The sequence below is a fragment of the Deinococcus betulae genome, from assembly GCF_020166395.1.
Lineage (GTDB): Bacteria > Deinococcota > Deinococci > Deinococcales > Deinococcaceae > Deinococcus > Deinococcus betulae.
Map to the genome: position 1 here is coordinate 37,631 of NZ_JAIQXU010000024.1, position 18,858 is coordinate 56,488.

Annotated in this window: 13 protein-coding genes; 1 reads left to right on the forward strand and 12 read right to left on the reverse strand. The window is 57.1% G+C overall.

Annotation, left to right across the window (positions count from 1 at the left end):
* Nucleotides 1-398 precede the first annotated feature (398 nt).
* From ppk1 to K7W42_RS16670, 6 genes are all read right to left on the reverse strand, one after another.
* Entirely contained in the window at nucleotides 399-2,501 is a 2,103-nt protein-coding gene (gene ppk1 / locus K7W42_RS16645; protein WP_224575968.1) for a polyphosphate kinase 1, read from the reverse strand.
* A 151-nt stretch (nucleotides 2,502-2,652) separates the two neighbouring features.
* Complete coding sequence (locus K7W42_RS16650) at nucleotides 2,653-3,093, reverse strand: hypothetical protein (RefSeq protein ID WP_224575969.1); 441 nt, start codon at nucleotides 3,091-3,093, stop codon at nucleotides 2,653-2,655.
* Nucleotides 3,090-3,329 carry a hypothetical protein gene (locus K7W42_RS16655; RefSeq protein WP_224575970.1) on the reverse strand — a complete coding sequence of 80 codons (240 nt, stop codon included), beginning with the start codon at nucleotides 3,327-3,329 and terminating at the stop codon, nucleotides 3,090-3,092. The genes K7W42_RS16650 and K7W42_RS16655 overlap by 4 nt, the downstream gene beginning before the upstream one ends.
* Before the next feature lie 276 nt (nucleotides 3,330-3,605).
* Entirely contained in the window at nucleotides 3,606-3,926 is a 321-nt protein-coding gene (locus K7W42_RS16660) for a non-heme iron oxygenase ferredoxin subunit (protein ID WP_224575971.1), read from the reverse strand.
* A 38-nt stretch (nucleotides 3,927-3,964) separates the two neighbouring features.
* A complete protein-coding gene (locus K7W42_RS16665) occupies nucleotides 3,965-4,804 on the reverse strand; it encodes a hypothetical protein (protein WP_224575972.1) in 840 nt (279 codons plus the stop codon).
* 141 nt (nucleotides 4,805-4,945) lie between these two features.
* On the reverse strand, nucleotides 4,946-5,821 hold the full coding sequence (locus K7W42_RS16670; protein WP_224575973.1) for a VOC family protein: 876 nt from the start codon (nucleotides 5,819-5,821) through the stop codon (nucleotides 4,946-4,948).
* A 210-nt stretch (nucleotides 5,822-6,031) separates the two neighbouring features.
* On the opposite strand from K7W42_RS16670, the gene K7W42_RS16675 reads away from it, so the two are divergent.
* Nucleotides 6,032-7,498 (forward strand): hypothetical protein, encoded by a 1,467-nt coding sequence (locus K7W42_RS16675; RefSeq protein ID WP_224575974.1) that lies wholly within the window; start codon nucleotides 6,032-6,034, stop codon nucleotides 7,496-7,498.
* 1,209 nt (nucleotides 7,499-8,707) lie between these two features.
* Here K7W42_RS16675 and K7W42_RS16680 read toward each other — a convergent pair.
* The 6 genes from K7W42_RS16680 to K7W42_RS16705 form a co-directional block, all read right to left on the reverse strand.
* Nucleotides 8,708-9,718, reverse strand: coding sequence for a ComEC/Rec2 family competence protein (locus K7W42_RS16680; protein WP_224575975.1), 1,011 nt, complete (start codon nucleotides 9,716-9,718; stop codon nucleotides 8,708-8,710).
* 4 nt (nucleotides 9,719-9,722) lie between these two features.
* Nucleotides 9,723-10,475, reverse strand: a complete 753-nt coding sequence (locus tag K7W42_RS16685) for a hypothetical protein (RefSeq protein WP_224575977.1) — start codon at nucleotides 10,473-10,475, stop codon at nucleotides 9,723-9,725.
* Nucleotides 10,447-12,546, reverse strand: a complete 2,100-nt coding sequence (locus K7W42_RS16690; RefSeq protein WP_224575978.1) for an ATP-binding protein — start codon at nucleotides 12,544-12,546, stop codon at nucleotides 10,447-10,449. The genes K7W42_RS16685 and K7W42_RS16690 overlap by 29 nt, the downstream gene beginning before the upstream one ends.
* On the reverse strand, nucleotides 12,543-13,886 hold the full coding sequence (locus K7W42_RS16695; RefSeq protein WP_224575979.1) for a DNA methyltransferase family protein: 1,344 nt from the start codon (nucleotides 13,884-13,886) through the stop codon (nucleotides 12,543-12,545). The genes K7W42_RS16690 and K7W42_RS16695 overlap by 4 nt, the downstream gene beginning before the upstream one ends.
* Before the next feature lie 409 nt (nucleotides 13,887-14,295).
* Nucleotides 14,296-15,429 (reverse strand): hypothetical protein, encoded by a 1,134-nt coding sequence (locus tag K7W42_RS16700; protein ID WP_224575980.1) that lies wholly within the window; start codon nucleotides 15,427-15,429, stop codon nucleotides 14,296-14,298.
* A gap of 8 nt (nucleotides 15,430-15,437) precedes the next feature.
* Complete coding sequence (locus K7W42_RS16705; RefSeq protein WP_224575981.1) at nucleotides 15,438-18,845, reverse strand: eCIS core domain-containing protein; 3,408 nt, start codon at nucleotides 18,843-18,845, stop codon at nucleotides 15,438-15,440.
* Nucleotides 18,846-18,858: the final 13 nt, after the last annotated feature.

Below are 18,858 nucleotides of genomic sequence, written 5' to 3' on the forward strand. Positions count from 1 at the left end.
AAGTCCAAGAACACCCTGAGCCAAAGCGGCCCGGGGTGTTCTTGCGTTTAGATGTGGAAGGTAGATAAGAGGGGCCGTGCCTCTTCGCAGTGAAGGTGAGAGCGTCTTTTGCAAGATCACTCCGTCCATTACGCCTACATGCCAGAAAAGAATCAGTCGGCCAACGCCAAGTAATTCAGGCCGCCGTCTCCCCTCCTCCGCAACGTTCTACCGCCGCTGAAATTTTCTGTGTAGAGGGCTGTGCCTCCAATGGGTTGCTTGTTGTCTCTAGGCACACCGAGGAGGCGTGACCGTCTCTCAGGAGGCGTCATCCTGTGCCCAACTTAGCTGTCTGCGCTTCCTGCAAGGTCGAAGGTCGTGTGCAAGAACCATCCAGCCTGTAAGACTCACGCTATCCCCTACCCCGGATGCCGCGCCGCAGCAAATGTCGCCTGGGCGCTGAAGTCGCCGGGCATCTTCTCGTACTCGCCTTCAGCGTTGAGTTCCCAGGAACCGCGTGTATCGGCCCACTCCGTGTCCAGAATGCTCAGAAAGGCCTCGCGGTGGCGGTCATCAAGCACGGGCGCGATCACCTCGACGCGGCGGTCCAGGTTGCGGCTCATCCAGTCGGCGCTGCCAAAGTACACTTCCGGGCTGCCGCCATTACCGAACGCAAAGACGCGGGCATGTTCCAGGTAGCGGCCCAGCAGGCTGCGCACCCGGATGGTCTGCGACTGTTCGGGCATGCCGGGGCGCAGGCAGCAGACCCCGCGAATAATCATCTCGATCCTCACACCGACACTGGCCGCGCGGTAAAGCGCCTCAATCAGGCCAGGGTCGGTAAGCTGATTGAGCTTGACGCGCACCCAGGCGTCCAGGCCATCGCGGGCGTGGGCGGCTTCCCGCTCCAGCAGCGCCTCAAAGCCGGTGCGGGCCGTGTCAGGGGCCACCAGCAGGTGCGTATACTCCGCCTCGGCGTAGCCGGTCAGGTGGTTAAACAGCTCGGCCACATCGGCGCCCAGATCGGGATCAGCCGAGAGCAGGCTCAGGTCGGTGTACAGGCGCGCGGTCTTGGCGTTGTAGTTGCCAGTGCCGATATGCACGTAGCGCCGCAGGCCGCCTTCCTCGCGCCGCACAATCATGGTGACCTTGGCGTGGGTTTTCAGGCCCGCCACGCCGTACACCACGTGCGCCCCGGCCCGTTCCAACTTTCTGGCCCAGGAAATATTGCGCTGCTCGTCAAAGCGGGCTTTGAGTTCAATCAGGGCCACCACCTGCTTGCCGTTTTCAGCGGCGGCGCGCAGGGCCGACAGCAGGCGCGGGTCGTCGCCTGTGCGGTAGAGCGTCTGCTTGATGGCCAGCACCTGCGGGTCGCGGCTGGCCTCTTCCAGAAAGTCCAGAATGTTGGCAAAGCCGTCGTAGGGATGGTGCAGCAGCACGTCCCCCTGACGAATGGTGTCAAAGATGCCGTCCTCTTCGTCACCGTCCAGGTCCGGCACGGCGGGCGAGTATGGGGCGAAGGTCAGCTCCGGGCGCTTGACGGGCAGCCCCATCAGATCGGCGGTGCCCAGCGGGCCTTCCAGGGTAAAGATGTCCTCGGAATCCAGGCGCAGGCGCTCTTGGAGGAAGGTAATCAGGGCGGGAGGCGTGTCGCGCATGACCTCCAGCCGCACCGCCGACCCAAAGCGGCGGCGGCGCAGGCCGTCTTCAATGGTAGCCAGCAGGTCCTCGGCTTCTTCTTCCTCGAACTCGTAATCGGTGTTGCGCGTCACGCGGAAGGCGTGGGCCGCCAGCACCTCACGGCCCTTGAACAGTTCTTCAATATGGGCGGCAATCACGTCTTCAAGCAGGAGGACCGTGTCGGCAATACAGACGGCGCGCGGCAGCACCCCCACCGGCACCTTTACACGGGCAAATTCCGGCTCCTCGTCCTCGCCGGAGGCCAGCAGCACCGCCAGATTCAGGCTGAGGTTGCTGAGGTACGGAAAGGGGTGGCTGGGGTCCACGACCAGCGGCGTCAGAACCGGCTGAATCTCGGCCAGGTAGTGCTCGCGCAGCTGCGCGCGGGCCCGGCGGCCCAGCTCTGAGGTCTTGGCCAGCTTGACGCCCTGCCGGTTCAGGTCGCGCAGGGTCCGGCGGGTCGCGGTCTCGATTTCGCGCAGCATGGCCTGGGTCCGTTCACGCACCAGGGCCAGCGTTTCGCGGGGCAGCAGGCCGTCGGGGCCGGGGGTGTTCACGCCCGCCGCAATCTGGCGGTGAACCCCCGCCACGCGCACCATGAAAAACTCGTCAAGGTTGCTGCCGCAGATGGCGGCGTATTTCAGGCGCTCCAGAGGCGGATTGCGCTCGTCGCGAGCCTCGGCCAGCACCCGCTCGTTAAACGCCAGCCAGGACAGCTCGCGGTTCAGAAACTCGCTCTGGGCATTGGCGACGGTGCTGTGGGTCCTGGGTGCCGCTGGCCTCTCCTGCGCGGGCGACGCACCGGCCGCCTTGGCCGTTCGCCGCCGACGGGCAGCAGGCACAGAGGCGGAGGGCGACGCGGGACGCTCGGTGTTCTTGGGGGGCACAGTGACAGACTCCTTGGGACAAACTCCACGGGGCAGTAGAGGGCAGGACGGTCAGGTGAACGTCAACGCCCAGGGTATACCAGCGCGGCGGCGGCGCCGCCCAGGGTCAAGGTTCGGCCTGAAGAGACGACAGGCCCTGCATGGTGGCGGAAAATGCCCGTGTACCTTCTTGCAGGGCCGCCAGCCAGCGGGGCAGCGCCGCGCAGAACGCTGCCGGAGTGTCATATAGCCCCTCAACGCTGGCCCAGACCTCGCCGTCAGCGGTGTGCAACTTGACCAGCTTGGCTGTGCGGTTAACCTCGTCGCAGGCGTACAGCGCCGCGCCGTGGTCCTCGTCGGTGGTCAGGGGCCATAGCCCAGGCCGCAGCAGGTGGTAGAACACCTCGTCCCCAGCCTGAGGCAGCAGAAAATACTGTTCCCCCTCAAACGCCAGGGACAGACCCCACTCGCCCTCGGCCTGCACCGTAAAGCCCTGGCCACGCAGCAGGTCAGCTACAGTCGGCGCTGGCAGGGTGGCCTGCTGACCAGTAGCCGCGCGGCGCGTCACGCCTTCACCCGGCGTCGGGCCCGGCGCCGCAGCGGTCGCCCGTCCAGCGAGGCGGCCTGGCCCTGGCCTGCACGCGCCGACAGGGCCGCCAGCGTCACCCGCCGGGGCCGCAGTGGCGTCAGGGGCGGTGGGTCGGGGGCCTTCGATTCCCGCAGCGTGGGCACGAGAGGCGCCGCCTGCTCTGGTTCGCCAGGTGCGGGCTTGCGTTTGGTCTTTTTCTGCGGGCATTCCAGCATGTGGCCCCCTGCGGCACGGTGAAGTGCCCCCAGTGTACGCCCTGGCCGTCAGGCACACGGCGGCCAGACTGGCTGAGGAGGCACTGGCCGGCTATGCCAGCTTTCGCAGGAGGGCGCTGTCTTTGGATTGTACGGCCGTTCCGGTGGAGATCAGAAAGGGCTCTGCTGATGGCACCGCCCTCTGAACACCGGCTTCCCATCAGCCCACTTCTTCCCCGACTCGGTCCTCGCCGCAGCGACCGGAGGCCGCACCTCCTCTCCGATTGACAACCTCTCTCAGGCTGATTCCAGCGGCGCCACATACACCTGACCGTCCTCCAATTCAGTGCGGTACAGGCGCACGGGCTTGACGGCGGGCAGCGTCTTGGCCTTGCCAGTGCTTAACTCGAACTTGGCGCCGTGCTTTTCGCAGGTGATGCGCCCCGCGCTGACCTCGCCGCCCAGCAGCGGGTAATCCTTGTGGGTGCAGTTGTTGCGCAGGGCGTAGTACTGACCTTCAAAGTTCACCACCACCACGCTGACCCCATTCACCAGGACCGCAACCTGACTTCCTTCGGGGAGGTCAGTCTGCTGGCCCACCAACACGCGCTCACTCATGAGGGCCGAGTCTAGCGCGCGAGGCAGCGCTACAGGCGCTATACCCCGCAGCCGCTCTCTAAAGGCGTCTGACGCAGGCCAGATGGCCTCCATTCAGTCACGCCGACCCCTACCCCTTCGTAATAGGCGGCCTGAACGGCAATCTCCATGCGGCCGTCGCCGTTCAGGTCAGCCAGCCCGGCCAGCCGGTAGAGATTGGCCATCGGCATGGGCACGTCGCTGCCAGGGTCCCAGGGCTTGAGCGGCGCCACATGCGCCCCCAGCGTGACGGTCTTGACCCCACTGCCCGCCACATGCCGCAGGAGCAGCAGGCTGTAGTCACCCGGCTGGCCCACGGGCGGCGGAGACTCACCGCTACGCTCGGCAAAGCGGCTGGCCTCAATGATGACCTCCTGGGTGCCGTTGCCATCCAGGTCGGCGCGCACCAGCCGGGTGATCTGAACATTCGGATTCTGAAGGCCCCGCCGCACCAGTTCGGCGCGGACGAGGCTGGCATAGACCGCATTCGTGTTGGGCAACACCGTGACGGGCCGGGGCTGCGCCCGCATGCCACCAGCGACAAACAAGGTGGACAGCGCCAGCTGCGCGGCGGGCCGCACGGCCACCTCTGAAGCCCATTCACAGGGGGAGTCCAGCGTGGCCGGCTTCTGGCCCCGCACTGTCTGCGGCGCCTGCCCCAGTGCCAGGCGGGTGTAGGTTTCCTGGCCCGTCAGCCGGGCGCGGGCGGCGTCAGGGTCCAGCCAACGGTCCCCCACCCACGCCCCCAGAAAATACGGCGTGGCCTGGCCCGGCAGGGCCGCCAGCACCGGATATACCTTGGTCACCGGCGCAGCAGTGGCCGGCAGCAACAGCAGCAAAGCAGGAATCAGCAGGCGCATGGCCCAGCCTACGGCCTGCGCGCCACCAGAAAGCTGAGGAGCAGCGGCAAGCTCCTTATCAATGGGCCGGGCGAGAGGCCAGAGACAGGCCGCGCAGGCAGCAGTGTCCCAGCCACCTCAGCAGAGTCTTCCCCGGCGGTTTCAACGGGATAGACGGTCCTCTGCTCCAGCCTGCTCAACAGTGATGCGGTTGCCCCAGGGGTCACGCAGCCGCAGCACATCGGTCTCTTCTTCCAGCTCTGCCCGGCCGCTCAGATGGGCCCGCAGGGCAGTCAGATCTGGCGTCTGGACCGTGAGGCCCGCTAGACCTGCGGCCTCGGCCGTCGGTCGGGGTTGCCCCGCTGTGTGCCACTCGTTGAGGCCGATGTGGTGGTGATACCCGCCCCACGACAAAAACGCCGCGCTGCCCATGTCGGCCACCAGGTCCAGGCCCAGCGTCTCGCCGTACCACGCCGCCGCCTGCGCTGCGTGGCCGACCTTCAGGTGAACATGCCCAATGGCGGTGCCGGCCGGCGCAGCGTAGGGGGCAGTCGTGAGGTGGCGGGGGTCTAGTCCTGCGGCCGCCAACACCGCTGCCGTGTCCACCGCCTGCGTGCCCATCTGCACCTGACCGCCTTGCCACACCCAGGTGTCGCGCGGCCGGTCTGCATAGACCTCAATGCCGTTGCCCTCGGGGTCCTGAAGATAAAACGCTTCACTGACGAGGTGGTCACCGCTGCCAATCCGCAGCCCCAGGCCCGCCGCGTGCGCCAACCAGCGGCCCAGGTCGGCGCGGGTGGGGAGCAAAAAGGCGGTGTGATAGAGCCCCGGCCGGCTGACCGGCGCAGACGGCCACTGCGGCGCCGCCTGGATGTGCAGCAGCGGCGTGCCCTGGGCACTGAGCACCGCGCGCTGGGCGCCCAGCCAGCTCACGCTGAGCCCCAACAGGCGCTGATAGAACGCGGCCAGGCCCTGAAGGTCACGCGCCGCCAGTTCCACTGGTCCCATGTGGGTCGAGGAAGCAAGAACGGAAGTCATAGCTAACAGCATGACAGCCTAGGTTTGAAAAATCAACTGATTTATTTTTTAAAAGACACTTTTGAGGCTTTGAATTGCTCTCGCAGCCTCTTCGGCTGCCAGCTTCACTCCACTTTTCGCCTCTCCCTCTAAAGAAGGATGCTCAGCAGCCCGGTGAAGTATTGACTCAGGTGAGTCACTTACACATCGAGAGAGTCTTGGAGGTTTTTCATGGTTCAGTCCACCTTTGCCGCCGTTCTGGATGCCCTGCATGACCTCGCCCGTCTGGCCCTGCCTGCGGGGCTGCTGCTGGGTGCGGGGCTGATTGCCCTGCTGCTGCTGAGCCTGCTGGACCGGCCCCGCGCCCGCGCCGCGCTGGGCTGGCTGACGGCCCAGGCGCCCCAAGTGGCCGCGTGGTGCCTGGTGGCCCTGGCCCTGGGCGCGGGGCTGCTGGCCGTGACGGTCACGCGCCGCGCCGTGGACACCCGCCTCAGCGCCCAGCAGAGCGCACGCTACGCCAACGCCGCCGACCCGGACGGCGGGCAAACCGCCCAGCAGGCCCCAAGCGCCGCACTGCTGGAAACCCGCACCTACACCCGCAGCCTGGCCCTGCCACGCGACGTGGTGACCCGCATAGGTGTGAATGACGGCTGGAGCCAGTTGCTGCCGTATCTGGGAGGCGCCGCAGGCAGCGTGCAGGACCTGCAAGAAGGTTTTACGCGCCAGGGCGAGACCCTGACCTACAGCCGGGCCGTCACGCTGCTGACCGAACGGCCCGTAGACCTGGACCGGGCGGCCATCCGGGCCAACCTGGCTTTTACCGACCCGGCCGGTGGGCGTGCCAGCTTTTACAACGCTGCCTTTGACGCGACCTACGCCTTCACCAATCCACTGGACGAGGCCGCCACCATGCGCTTTTTCTTTCCCCTGCCGCAGGGGAGCGGCACCCTGAGCGGCTTTCAGTTCGTGGTGAATGGCAAGCCGCTGCGGCCAGGCACCGCGCTGGAGGGCGCGGCCTGGGAAGGAGAGGTTCCGGCGCGGGGCACGGTCAGGGTGCAGGTGCGCTACGCCCACCAGGGCGCGCGGGCCTGGAGCTATGTCCTGAGCCGCCGCGAGGCCCTGCGCGACCTCGACCTGACCCTCACCACCAACCGGCCAGCCAAATTTCAGCGGTACGCGCTGTTCCCGACATCCCAGACCCGTACAGTGCTGGGCAGCCAGCACACCCTCCGCTGGCGACTAACCGATGTGATTACTGCGCAGGACGTGGCGGTTGTGTTTACTGGTGGCAACCTGCGGGAAACGCTACACAAGGTGCATCTGGGACAGGCGGCGGCCCTGGGTCTGGCCGCGCTACTTTGCGTGTTGTGGGCACTGACCCGGCGCCTCCCGCTGCGGCCCCTGACCCTGACAATGAGTCTGCTGGGGCTGGCACTGGGCTTTGTGCTGGGCGGCGTGCTGACGGCCTATCTGCCCCCGCTGCTGGCCGAGGGAGCAGGCAGCCTGACTGGCCTGGGGCTGGCCTGGCTGCTCCTCTCACCTGTGCAGCGACGGTACCTGCGAGTTCCCCTCGTCCTGTGCGCTGCGCTGCCGCTGACCTTCCTGAGTGGAGGGCACGCGGGCCTGCTGGTTACGGCACTGGCCACTCTGGCCCTGCTGACGCTGCAGTGGCCAGCAAGGGAGGTCAGAGCGGCATAAAAGAAGGGCCGGCCTGGGCAGTGTCCAGGCCGGCCCCTGCTTGCATTTTGTGCCTCGCCAATTGATTTGGCCAGACTGAGTCGAAGACCACAGCTGTTTTAGGGTGTGGCCAACTCAGTGCGTCCTCAGGTGTGCCAAGTGAGTTGGCCAAAAACAGACATCTTCATGAGCGCCAGGGTTCGTGCGGTGAACAAGCTAAGCTGAACACTCCGCGCAGCGTCACGGCCAGGTCGAGTGGACAGGGGCACCCACACCAGCGTCCGCCAACCGTCCTGGCACAGGACATCAGGGGACGTGCCGGTGCAGGGACTACTCAGTTCATTGGCAGAACTGCTCAAAGCAAATGGCGATGGACAATTATTTACTGCAATCAGGATTGAACATTATGTGCCTCGCCATTTGAGTTGGCTATACTGCTGCGAAGAACACAGTAAGTTTAGAAATTAGACAAACGTGCACTGGACATTGGTCTGCCAAGCTATTTGGCCCTAAAGAGGAATCTTCATAAGTGAGTTTATGGATGTGACGACTAGTTAGCGAACAATTGTTATTCAGTGGAACCATGCATCACCATTGAATTGGCAGAGAACAACTCTCATACACTCTCTCATATCTTCAGAACAGCTTCTCTTCCTCAGAGAGATACATCGACTTCGGTACTGTGAGACAGTATATATCTGTCTCAATCAAACGAAATTCCGTTCCTAGAAACTTCGATATTGACTTTGCTAGTGACATCATTAGAGGATATGGGACATGAGAAATATTCCCACTGCCACCAGCCTCCGCAGCGCGCAGAACATCATGTACAATTACTGGCAAAGCAGCGGAAAACCTCACTACATCGTGCTAGGTAATCACACTGAAGACCGCCAAACCTATTTCATCTGTACATTCAGTGAAGTTAAGATGCTGATAGCTGCCGGATATGAATTGTGGAACTCTTAAAGCTGCGTTATCTAATTCAAATAAACAACTCTAAAAACTTCCAAACCCTAACTAAGTATCTCATCTCAGCGATGTAATACAACTTATATGAGTAGATGTACAATTCAACTTCCAGATCTTAAATAGATTCATCGAGGCTTGAAAATAAAACAGAAATGAAGGAGATTTCATAAAACTAAATTCCCCAATCTACTAATATTTTAGGAACTAACAAATCTATTTCAAATCATACCTCTAAACTAGCAAGCTGAACCCAATCGATTAATTATCCGAATTGTATAAGCCACACATTGGTGAATCAACAAATGATTTAACAAAGTCAGTATGCTCCAGTCTCCGTTCTATAACGCTGTTCTGACCTTGAAGGATTACTTTGATAGATCCAGCACAGTATTCATTGGATTTTTGACTAGCACTTGGCAGCAAAGTTAAATGTTTTGAGTACTCATCTAATAAAACAGGATTAAATGAACTTTCTGGAGAGCATTGCTTTGAAAGTTGCGTGCAGAGAATCTTTATCTCCGGCTTCGATGAAATAACAGTATCAACAACCGCCCTCAAAGGATTAGAATATTTATTTCTACTTATAGAAAAAATAACGGATTTCGGGCGAACTACATCAATAAGAGATTGAGTAAACTCTTCCATATTTGTGCCGCTACCTGCTAGCCCCCCGTGATGCGGAAAAATAAGGATGTCCGAGTCTATAGCGACGTTATTAGCTTTTATAAAATCAAGAGACTGACCATCCATGTCTCCACCGAATAGAGCAATCCGATGGCCTGCATGATACACAGAGTACACAGCCGAAGCACTATTGCTAGTAATTGGTACCCCTGTCGTAGATCTGCCTCCATTTCCTAAAAAAGCCGTACTACCTGGAGGGGCTACGGTGTATATAGCAATGTCTGCAAATTCGCATGACGCATGGGAAGAAGCATACTGTAAATGCAGTTTTGTGTTATTTCTGCTAATAGAGTCGTCAACAGCTATCTGTAGCCTCCGCATATTCGCTCCATCTTTTTTCAAATCAGGGCATAGATGCAGATTTTTAACTATGAGGTTTCTACTGGATAAAATCGCTGTTAGACCTCCAATGTGATCTTCGTCAGCGTGTGAGATGAAAACGTGTTCGATGGAAGAAACACTCAACTTACTCAGCGTTTGGACAAGGCTTGCACCTGGAGCGGCGTCTATGACGGCAAACAAGCCCTGACTCTCTATAATAGAGGCATTTCCATGTCCAACATCAAGTATCAGCAGCTGATCCATAAGATTATTCTCTTACATCCATAGAGCTCAAGAAGGATCCCAGAGCAGATTCATTAGTGTTGTTCGGCCATTCAAAATTTTCGAAGTAGAATTCATCCGAAATATCTGCACCAATATTTACCTCTGCAAAAATGTGAATGATTCCATCTTCAGATTCTTGAAGCCCTTTACGGATCCTTTCCTCAGCCCCTAAACCCATAAGCTCAACAGGAAAACGCACTGCTGATGCCGATCGCCATGCAGGTATGAAAGCGTCCACCACAACGTCATCTCCGTCTTGATCGATGTAATTAATTTCTATTAGACAACGGTGTGGTTCCCTACCATCTGAAAAATCACCATTGAGTTCTTTTATACATTTTGATAACCCCTCAAGAATTGCATTATCATCAATCTCTGATCGAGCAATTAGAGATGGAATTTTTCTTCTATACTTGCGAATAGTGGTATCTACATCCTGCTCACTAAATTGAGTGAGGAGTAGCGCCGGTAACTTCAAATCATATAATGCGGCAACCAGTTGTGATCCATAAAATTCAGCCAAGCGGCCATGCTGAAGTCTATGATCACATAAAACTCCACAATCCCCCTTCTCAATCTCATCAAGAAGATTCGGAACAAATTTATAATGACCATCGATAATAAGTCTAGGATTAAAATCCATATCTACTATCCTGTCTCTCAGATCTTCAGCAAGCTCTCTATTATCGTCTATAATATAGATATTTCTAGGTATTTGAAGTATTTGAGGCGTCATTGGATTTTCCCTCCTTCTTGGTAGGGAGAGTGATATAGAATTCAGCGCCCCCAAGACTGCCATTGGCAACCACTGCTACGCTGCCACGAAGATCATTAACCGAATCTCGCACAATCGTCAAACCAAACCCAGTCCCTTGTCGGTTTGTTGTTACTCCGGGTAGCCATATCTTTTCTATGTCTACATTTTTGATGCCCATACCGTTATCTGAATGGATTACGCGGGCCATTCCACCCTGATCTTCTATTGAAATGCTGATCACACGATCAGAACTATCAATATTAGATTTTGTTAGTGCGTATATAGAATTAGTAATTAAATTAGTTGCAATAGATTCCAGCATGGCGATACTGCCTCGGACCATGGGGGAGGCACCTGTCGATGCAATATGCAAAGTTATTTTTGCTTCCTCCAACAAAGGCTTAAATAGTTTTGCAATATTATTCCAAATTTCCACTAAATCAAGATCATCTATATTCCTTTTCCTACGCATCAAATGGAAAATTGGAAACTGAGAATATGCATTTAATGATATCGACAATGACCTTATACGATCTATCGGTATTTTGAATTCCGTTTCAAACTTATCCGGTGCAAACTTTTTAGATCTTCTTTCCAAAGTGTCGGCTGAAGTTTTGATCGTAGTTAAAGGTTTTGAAGACTCATGAGCAAATACGGCAGATGTGGTTCCCGCAGTTGCAAGAGACCTGTATAACTGCAGCTCTTCTTGCAGATTATCAAGCTCAACTTCTTTGGCTTTAACAAAACTATCTAGAGCGTTTTGCAATCCCTTCTTTTCTGCAGGCGCGGATGTAGAATTAATTACCTGCCTCAGTTCATTGAGTGCAGCAGAGCTATTGTTAGGCGAGCTAAGTTTACTCGCCTCTCTACGAGCCTCCGCGATTCGCAAACGTTCCTTACCCATCCAGTCAATTACCTCTTTCGCAAATCTTCGTAACTCATCAAAGGTTTCGTTCTCAACGAATCCAATCCTATTAGTTGGTTGATCTAAAACTAAATTTGGATCATTGACCACAACTCTTCCAATAACATTGTTTGTAGAAGGTCTTTCCTCTGGTCTTCTTGCTCTTGACAAATTCATGTCCAACCAATCGAAGCCAGGATCCCCATATGGCCTAACACGAATGCCACGATGATAAATATGTACCCCTCCGACACTCCTTAGCCAATTTCTAACATCCTGCAATCTAGCAGTTGTCTCATTAAAATACTCATTACTTAAGATCCATACCCACATTTCAAGTTGAGCTGGTGGAATTTTATATTTTCGGCTTGATTTTATTGGGAGTAAAGTCTCAAATAATACCTCTCCGCTGCTATCATGCACAGCTGCTTTGCCGGTTCCATCTTTACCTACGCTAGCTATCAACTTGTAGTTTGAAAAGTCAAAATATGAATCCTTTACTCTATCTTGGTAAAATTTGAATTCCTTACTTGCTAAAACAACCTCAAAGTTACCTGATGCTTTAAACGGATCTTTCAACAAAATCAATTCTCTCGTTAGCCTCTCAACATCCTCTGATGTCATTTTCTGTCGCAAATTTATTATTTCAATTTCGACTCCGTGTGGTAAGGTACTAGATTCCCTAGTGATTGGTATCTTTATATCTTCGATAGCATCCGCATGGTCAATTTTGTGCCACTCAATCTTTGCTGTATATTGAATCCCAGGCTCTTTTCTTGGTCTACTTCTGATAATCACCTTTTCACCAAGTCTCAAGGCGGCCAAGCGGCCTAATCCCTTATCACCTACAGTAAGCCTTTTTCCAGCTGTTTTCTTCTTTGGAGATTTTCTAGATTTACCAATCATAAAAAATCCATTTAGAATATCCTCAGCGGTCATTCCAATTCCATTGTCTTCAATAAAGATAGTCCCACCACGATTTTTTACACGTTGAAGTCTGACTGTGCATCGCTTTGCGTCTGCGTCATACGAATTTTTTACAAGTTCAATTAAGCCTTGCTCCGGGTTAGGTATTAATTCTTCTCCAAGCCTTTGCAGGATATCCGGAGCGAATCTAAGATGTCCAAAATCTACAGAGTCATTCATTCAGACCACCAAGGTAAGTCTTGCAGAGCACTTACAGTCAAATGTCGACACCTAATTCGATCATTAAGCCAATTATTGGTCCGACTATCAGATAGACGACCCATTAATTCTTTGCAGTCTCTTAATCTTTTACTTTTAGGCTGTAAAATAATGAGGTGATTTTCTACTGCAACTTTTTTTCCAATACAACCAGCAGCGCGCACAATCGTTGCTACAGCCCGATTTGCATCCTTTGATCTAGATGTTCTACGGACCAAAACGAAAGGTGGTCGGAAGGTAACACCAGTGAATCTTCTTTCTATGCCACCAACCCTAATAATCTTCCAGGGCGGTAGATGTTTCGCGTGTATATACGAGACAAGTTCGCCAATTTCCGCGTCTCTATGTGGGACAACCCTCCCCACGCTCACATCAAAGAAATCCCTTACTTTTAAATTCTCCTGTGCACCCGCATCAGCAAGGCTCTGGGGCATCCAAGGTGCCGGGCTTGAAGTCACTTCACGCACTAAATTAAGACGCAATAGAAAAACATCAACTTTTGTGTCTGTATCAAACTGTCCTAAAATCTTGATTTGCTCAACATAGCTCTTTTTATTTAGTAATTCACGCCAAGACCGATAATTTGACCCTGCTCGTAATACATCAGGCAAAATTGCTCGTATCGATGCGCCCTCTATTGCACCATTGAGAGATAGTTCTATGAATTTCGCAGCTAGAGAGACTTTTCCCGAAGCCCATTCACAGTTATCATCGCTAGCCACACGGTTATAGGGTGGGTTCAAAAGCAAATACTGAACTTTTGGCCACTGTGTTCGAACAGCATCACAGGAGCGAATATTTGGGAATGCTCTTTCCAGTGAGCTTATAGGCTTATCACAGTATTTTGAGCCGTAAACCTCTGTTCCACGGTAAGAGGCCAGTAGCGCGAGTCTGGCACGGGTAGAGCGGACAAACGCCTCATGTAAATCAAAGCCATGAATTTTTTGACCCCATAACTCAAGCGTTTCACTAAGAGTCGCCTTTATCGGCAGTCGACGCGCGTAAGCTAGAAGTAAATTTCCTCCTCCGCATGTAGGATCAAATACGCTCCCGCTAGCAATTTCTTCGTCTGACAAATCAGCAACCAATTCATCTGACATAGTATCGCTGGTAAAAAATGCCCCATATTCCTGTAGAGTACTAATTGGGACAACATGCCTCAGAGTCTTAGATAATTGACCATTCAACGCATCTGCCACTGCGGCTCTGCTCGCGGGAGAGTCAACGTAGCGGTCTGGTCTAGAGGCGAGTAGTTCAATTCGGCTCACCAGTGGCTCAATATTTTTGAAAGAATTCAGCATTGACCCTCCAGATATGGCCTAGATTTTGGACGTTGGTTGGCACTTTTTGCGACAATAGAGTTTTTTAGGTCCGTGCACAAGCCGACATTCTGCACAGGATTGTCCAGAAGAATTCCGGCCGGTTTTTTTCTTCACCAGAGCGCGAAATTCCCTAACACACATCTGCTGCGACCATGCAGCAAAAAAGGACCTTGATTAGCACATTCGCAGCACGAGAGCAACAAGACTGCCAGGGACGGCACCTTCCAGAGCCGGAGACCTACGTCAGCGGTGACTGACATTCCTAAAACAGGCGCTCTCCTGCATGCAATATTTCGCCCTAGATGGCATTCGACCACATTCAGCTCACGAAGCCCGCTGGACACGTGAGTTGGAACACCAAGAACAGGGCGTGAGTCGGACGGTTTCCTCAATCAAGCCAGCTCGCATTCCATCTTAGTTCTTGACCAACTATGTCCCAGCCCCGTCGCCTCGCTAAGCTGATAGCTGCATCAAGAGCTGGGCGCAGAACGATTCCAGCATTCACAGCAGCCCAGAAGGTCCCCGTTTGCAAGGCCTCAAAGGAGCGCACAGGATCTTCGCGGTCCTCATCGTACATCGCGGCTGCCGCGATATGGGCCAGACCGTCATACCTCCCGGCAGCCTGGGCGTGGGCACTCAGGATCAGATGGGCGATGGGGTCCTGCCAGTACGGATGCGCTTCCGGAATCAACGTCTCGAAACCGAATGGGGTGACGAGCGCTTCCACAACAGACTTGAAGGAGGTTGGCGGTAGAGTCAGGAAATGCTTTGGGCGATACGAGAGCAGCATGCCCGCGTCGTACTGCGGCACATGCGCCAGCACGTTCAGCGCGAGGTCGCGCCGCGGTCCCTGGGCTTCAAGCTCCGATGGCGCCTGGAACTGAGCCTGGGCAAAGGCGTAATACTCGGCCAACGCCAGCCAACTGGCCCAAGGGCCGAAGCTTGACAGGTCACGTCGGTCCAGTCTGCCTTCCAGTAGGGCGCTCAAGGCATTTCGAAAACGGACGTGCAGGGGAGCCTGGTCCAAGAGCGCCAGATGCTGTCCGATTCGTAGGTCATCCAGCGTCTCGCCGTCTATAAGACGGCCTTCTGCTTCAGGAAGAATGACCTTCAAGTTGTAAGTCAGGCCTTGCTCAAACGTCTCTTGATCCTCCCCACCTGACAGCGCGTGGTGAAGCGCCGCCAGGCTCTCTTCAGGCAGATCGTGGAAGCCCTCCAGGGTGTTCTGCCGGGCCAGGAGATTCACGGTAAAGGTGCGCAACGAAGAAGCGTAGGTCAAGCCGCCCGGTTGCCCCTCGACCGAGCAGATCACCGGCCAGTCCCGTTGAGGGCGGGCTGGATCAATGCGAAGCGAGAACATCAGGTCATCCCCGAATCCCTGGTAACCTCTTAAAAAAGGCAACTCACCCCAGTGGGCCTGACGCAGGTGCTCCCGAATCTCGTCGGATGTCGGCACCTTTAGGCCGAGGGTGTCAAGGGCGTCGCTCTGGGCGGTCAGTTGGTCAAGCAGGGTTTGATGCATCGGGATCCTCAGGTGATGTCTGGCGTGATGCCAAGGGTGTCCCAGCTGGCCCGGGCCGCCACAGGATCGCTCAACAGCAGTAGAGCTTGCTCAATCTGCTGGGAGTTGCCATCGTACCGGCTCTTGCGCAGTGACTGACAGACGGCGGCATACCCATTGGCGAACGCGTCATCAAAGCTCTTCTTGACCAGCTGGTTGGTCCGTGAGGTGAGGTCACGGCGGTAGCGGGCGAGGGTGGCACGGTCCATCTGGGTCAATTCCTGCTGAGCCCTGCCTAGAGTTGCAATCTTGCTCCCGACCTCAGACGACTTGGCACTCTTCGCCTCGACCAGGAAATCCTTGGCCGGCGCGCGGCCCATCAGATGCTCGAAGCAGGTGTTCAGGAAGCCCTGCCAGTGATCCGTCTTGGGATTGACGGGCACCTGGAGTTTCTTCTTGACTGTGGTGAGGATGGTCACCCGGTCCTTCTGCTCCTTCTTGGCGTCCTGCCGGATGGCGTCTGTGATGGCTTCGGACATCCCCTGGGCGTGGACGGCGATGCCTGGGTCCAGCCGGTGGGCGTTGGCGTGCATCAGGACCGCGCGCATCCCGACCCCACGGTTGGCGGACGCGGCCTGGGCCCGCGTATGCCGCTGGGCAAATTGAGCCTGATACCGCTTGAGCAGCGCACTGCTCTGTGCATCCGGATTCAGGGTCACGACCTGGCTGAGGCCCTGTTCCAACTGTGCGTAGGCATTGCCATACACCTGAGACAGCTGATAGGCGGGAACGTGGTGAGACTCCCGCCGCCCCAGGTCCACCTGCACATACCCTGGGGGATTGGGCACCGGGTGCACCCCAATCACCGGCGCGGCAAATTCTGTTGAGCGCCCCAGCGCCGCAAACACTGGCGCTACTTCTTGTCGGAGTCGTTCATGGCACGCCAGGGTCGTCCCGCCCCCCAGCACCGAGTTCTTGAGGCGGGTGGCCCAATTGGGATCTGTGCGGTTCGGGTTGGCCTTCTGGAACTCGGCCGTCAGCCGCTTCATTTCCTCCCGGACGATCAGATGCCCCTGGGCCAGGTGGCCCCGCAGCTTGGCCCGCTCGGGCCGGCCAGCGTACTGCTGCTCCACTTCCCCTTTCAGGATGTCGAGTTGCGCGGTGGCTTCCCGAGGTGTCGAGGCGATCATGATCCGAGGCTTGTCGTTCTTGACGTCCAGCCAGATGCTGTGGTCCTCGTTCCCCGCTTTGAAGCGAATCCGAGCGAAGGTGCCGGTGATCGATTTCCAGGTGTTTCGGGCGGTTGTGGCTACGGCGCTGCCCGTCGCCTTGAGCTTCTGGAAGACGGTCTGAACCGGCTTGCTGCCCACGACCTTGTCGATGGCCGTATTGATGGGCTTCTGGACGGTGTTCAGGCCGCGGCGCAGGGCAGCGCCGATCTTATCCAAGCCCAGGAGTTTGGAGACAAACTTCAGCACCAGCCCCGTCACTCGGCCCAGGTTCTGCTCCACCGTTTTGGCAGCCCCAGCAACCTGCCCGTTGGCAATGTCCTGCAGACTGTCGAGCACCCCACCCGCGATCTGCCCGAAGGTTCGGGCGTTGTTGAGGAAGGTGCTGATCATGGCAAACGCGGCCCGGGCCACCGGGCCGAGGCCACCGGTCACGATGAAACTGCTCACCCAGGTGACGGCCTGCTGCACCACCGTCTGGATGGCGTAGCCCCGCGCAGCGGTGAGCATGCCGGCCTTGGCTTGGCTGTCCAGGGTGCGGAACTCGTTGAGTTGGTGCAGGCCTCCCTTCGCTTTCTGCAGCACCTCGAGCTGGCCCTGCGCTTTGGCGACGTTCTCGGCGCCGTACCGCTTACCCAAACGGGCGACCAGCGTGGCCGTATTCAGGCCCAGCAAGTCCATCCCAAAGCCCAAGAGCGCCTTGCCATCCAGACTCTTGGGGAAGGCGATCATGCCGCCGGTGGCCGCCATCGTGGTACCGGTGAGCCAGTCCAGCAGGGCCGTGCGCAGATGCCCAGCGATGTTGGTGCGGAACAGGGTAAAGCCGTTGACCGCCGCGCCAGTCAGGTTCTTGAAGAAGCTGCCTGGGTTGGCGACGATTTTGCTGAACACCGCTTTGCTGCGTTTAAAGGCCGCGACGATGGTCGGGCCATTGGGCACCCGCGCGGCCAGTTCTAGGGCGGTTTCAAGGGCCTTGTTCTGGAAGGTCGTCCACCAGTCCCCCCAGGGGCTGCGCTGGATGGCCTGCTGGCCTACAGCAAGGCGCTGAGCGGCATGCGATGGGGTCAGGGGAGCCAGAGTACGGGGGACCGCTGTCATAGGGCTGTGAGGCGCCTTCAGGAAGGACGCAGGCGAGAAGGTGCGGGCCAATCGCGCACCAGAGGTGCGGGCCTCGGCTTCAAGGCCGGCATCCGGGTCAATACCAGTTCCGACGCGGCCCTGACTCTGCTGCACGGTGTGGGTGACTTCGTGTGCCAAGAGTTCAAGGCCACTTCGGCTGTTTGGATTGAACTTGCCGCTCTGGAAGAAGACGTCCGTGCCGGTCGTAAAGGCAATCGCATTGACGCCCTTGGCGAGCTTGTCAGCTTCAGCGTCGTCGTGGATGCGCACCCGGCTGAGGTCATGGTTGAGGCCCTGCTCCAAGTGACGTTGGATGGCTTCGGGCAGGGGATTGCCGGCCCCGCGTCGGGCCTGGATGCGCTGTAAGACCGGTTGTGTCGCCTCCTGGTCAAGTTCAGCCAGTTGGCGCTGGAGGGCAACGAAGCGGAATGCCTGACTCTCCTGACTGGCCTGAGCCTCATACCGCTGCACCGCTGTGTCTGTCGCCCGCTGGAGAGCCAGCCGCTCCCCTGTGGGAACCAGACCCAGAACCACACGGGCCACTGGAGCACTGCTGGGGTGACGTTGGAGCGTAGCGAGATGCTCGCCGTAGGTGTCATACCGCGCCTGGGCCGGGCCTCGCTCTGTTCGAAAGCCCTGCGCCAATGTTTGAGCGACCTGCCGTTGAAGCGCCGTAAACTGCGCAAATTGCCGTGTATCTAACGCCTGTCCCTCAGCCTCTTCAGCGCGCGTCCGCATGACGGTGACCCATTCGCCAGGTGTCTGTGGCCGAGTCAACTGGGGCGCAGTTTGCACCCGCTGCTGAAGCGGAACTTCCGCAGTGCTCGTTGGACGGGCAAGGGTAGCCATCTGCGCTTCGAGCGTCTGACGCTGGCGCTGAACGCGGCCCACCTCCTGCCGCTCCAGGGCAGCTGCGCGAAGTGGGCTCTGAGCCACCTGCCGCTGCACCGTCACAGGACGGATGGTGTGGCGCTGAAGAGCCTGCTGGGCCTGCATGACCTCAGCGGCGGCCCCCTGCCGCTGAGCCGTTGGAGTCACGGCCTGCTGAGTCGGCGAGTGAGTGGATTTACGGCGCTGCACGAATGTCATGACGCTCCTCCCG

What these genes read in the sequence shown, in the direction of transcription:
- K7W42_RS16655 (WP_224575970.1), bottom strand. Translation starts at nt 3,329, where the DNA reads ATGCTGGAATGCCCGCAGAAAAAGACCAAACGCAAGCCCGCACCTGGC.
- K7W42_RS16660 (WP_224575971.1), bottom strand. Translation starts at nt 3,926, where the DNA reads ATGAGTGAGCGCGTGTTGGTGGGCCAGCAGACTGACCTCCCCGAAGGA.
- K7W42_RS16665 (WP_224575972.1), bottom strand. Translation starts at nt 4,804, where the DNA reads ATGCGCCTGCTGATTCCTGCTTTGCTGCTGTTGCTGCCGGCCACTGCT.
- K7W42_RS16670 (WP_224575973.1), bottom strand. Translation starts at nt 5,821, where the DNA reads ATGACTTCCGTTCTTGCTTCCTCGACCCACATGGGACCAGTGGAACTG.
- K7W42_RS16675 (WP_224575974.1), top strand. Translation starts at nt 6,032, where the DNA reads ATGGTTCAGTCCACCTTTGCCGCCGTTCTGGATGCCCTGCATGACCTC.
- K7W42_RS16680 (WP_224575975.1), bottom strand. Translation starts at nt 9,718, where the DNA reads ATGGATCAGCTGCTGATACTTGATGTTGGACATGGAAATGCCTCTATT.
- K7W42_RS16685 (WP_224575977.1), bottom strand. Translation starts at nt 10,475, where the DNA reads ATGACGCCTCAAATACTTCAAATACCTAGAAATATCTATATTATAGAC.
- K7W42_RS16690 (WP_224575978.1), bottom strand. Translation starts at nt 12,546, where the DNA reads ATGAATGACTCTGTAGATTTTGGACATCTTAGATTCGCTCCGGATATC.
- K7W42_RS16695 (WP_224575979.1), bottom strand. Translation starts at nt 13,886, where the DNA reads ATGCTGAATTCTTTCAAAAATATTGAGCCACTGGTGAGCCGAATTGAA.
- K7W42_RS16700 (WP_224575980.1), bottom strand. Translation starts at nt 15,429, where the DNA reads ATGCATCAAACCCTGCTTGACCAACTGACCGCCCAGAGCGACGCCCTT.
- K7W42_RS16705 (WP_224575981.1), bottom strand. Translation starts at nt 18,845, where the DNA reads ATGACATTCGTGCAGCGCCGTAAATCCACTCACTCGCCGACTCAGCAG.